Origin of the sequence: Sulfuricaulis sp. (assembly GCF_049587675.1) — a bacterium.
Taxonomy (GTDB): Bacteria; Pseudomonadota; Gammaproteobacteria; order Acidiferrobacterales; family Sulfurifustaceae; genus Sulfuricaulis.
Map to the genome: position 1 here is coordinate 1 of NZ_JBAVEJ010000172.1, position 1839 is coordinate 1839.

The window sequence follows — 1839 nt, forward strand, 5'->3', positions numbered from 1 at the left end:
GCAGAAAATGTGACCGCAATTTCAACGTGAGAAGCACGGGTGTCGTCAGTGACTCGAATTCTCTTGGCGAATGAGCCCGGCTAGTACCTTGGCACAGAGTTTTTGACTCCTTGGCGACGAGCTAATGTTGTTGGTCTCGGATAGGCACGGCTCATTTTGGCGCGAGCCTTTTCGGTTGTGAACTGCCAGTGGACGCGGGCGCGGACGGCATTGCGCTGCTTCTCCCAGGCGGCGATCTCGGCGGCCAGACCGGCGTGGCTTTCGATGCGCCGGTCGAGGCATTGGCTGGCGAGGACGCCGATCTCGATTTCGACCATGTTGAGCCAGCTGGCGTGCTTGGGGGTGTAGTGGAACTCCAGGCGGCGCAGAATTCGCCGGGCTTCGGCGGGCGCGAATGCCTCATAGAGGGCGCCGGCCGAGTGGATCGACAGGTTGTCCTGCACAACCCGGATGGACTCGGCATCGGGATAATGGACATCGGTGAGTTCGCGCATGCATTGGGCGTAGTCTTCTGCCGCCCGCCGCTCGGTGACCTTGACCTTGCGCCAAGGCCGATGCACGTCGATGCAGACGAAGAGATTGACGGTGCCGTTGCGGCGGTACTCGTAATCGTAACGTTCGAGTTGACCCGGCTCGGCCGGGATGGGCTGGCGTACCTCACCGATGAGCTGGACCGGGCTCTCGTCGAAGCAGACCACCGGCCGCTTGGGATCGGGCGCTTCGGCATAGAGGTCGAGCACGTCTTCCATGCGGGCGACATATTCGCCGTCGACCCGGGGAATGCACCACATATCCTTGCGCCAGGGTTTGAGACCGTTTTCGGCCAGCCGCCGGCGCACCGTCTCGCCCGACAGGCTCTCGTGCTCGGTGAGCTTGACCATGGCGTCGGCCAGCAGTTCCAGCGTCCAGCGGGCGCGACCCTCAGGAGGGTTTGCGCAAGCCGTTGCCACGAGCAAGGCTTCTTCCTTGCCGGTGAGCTTGCGCTCCGCCCCAGGACGTGGATCCTCGCTCAGCGCCCGTTCCAGATTGCCTTCCACGAAGCGCCGCTTGGTCCGGTATACGGTGGAACCGCCCACCGCCAGCGTGCGGGCAATCTCCTCATCGCTGCGGCCGGCATCGGCCGCCAGCAATATCTGGGCTCGCTTGAGCTTGCGGGCGGCTCGCTTGCCTTTGCTCAACATCGCGGTGAGTTCACAGCGTTCGGCTTGGCTCAATTCGATCCGATAACGTACATTCATCTCGGCCTCCTTGTCGGAGAGCCGGACGAATCGACAAATGAATCAAAAATCAGGCGCCGCTCGCAGCCTCAGCGGTCAAAGCTTCAGCGAAAAGCAAGGCCAGTATCTGGCATATATCTACGCATACACGCGCCTGCACCGCCGGCCGCCAGCCGAAACCGACATGCAGCAATATTTCCGCGTCAGCCCACCTTCGGTTCACCAAATGGTGTTAACGCTCGAACGAAAAGGGTTCATCAGAAGGAAACCCAGGATCGCTCGAAGCATCGAATTGCTCGTTGATCCAGAACACCTGCCGGACCTACGATGAACCACACTCGACCGGTCAAAACCTCTGTGCAGAGGTACTAGGAACAATGCTGGAGTTGAGCGTGCGCCATCTGGCGGTTCGCCGTTCGGCACAGCCTGCAATGGCGAAGCCGTGATTTCTGATCGTGCCGCCGGAAAGCCTGTTCAATTGCCTGAATGCGGATCAGGAAGAGCGCGTAGGTGAGGGCTCAACGCCGGCATTTGCGAAAGGCTGGCGAACTTCGTTTCGCCGAGCGAAATCAGAGTAGCTGCAGCCGAATCGCAGCATTGACCTGCGTGATGTCAACGGTCC

At 60.7% G+C, this 1839-nt stretch carries 2 protein-coding genes; one reads left to right on the forward strand and one right to left on the reverse strand.

Going from position 1 to position 1839, the window contains the following annotated elements; genetic code table 11:
* Nucleotides 1-80: 80 nt before the first annotated feature.
* The gene (locus WB402_RS08860) at nucleotides 81-1238 is read right to left on the reverse strand and encodes an IS630 family transposase (RefSeq protein WP_424206997.1); all 1158 of its coding nucleotides are present in this window, start codon (nucleotides 1236-1238) and stop codon (nucleotides 81-83) included.
* Between the two features lie 37 nt (nucleotides 1239-1275).
* Here WB402_RS08860 and WB402_RS08865 point away from each other — a divergent pair, with 37 nt between their 5' ends.
* On the forward strand, nucleotides 1276-1548 hold the full coding sequence (locus tag WB402_RS08865) for a LexA family protein (protein ID WP_424206999.1): 273 nt from the start codon (nucleotides 1276-1278) through the stop codon (nucleotides 1546-1548).
* Nucleotides 1549-1839 lie beyond the last annotated feature (291 nt).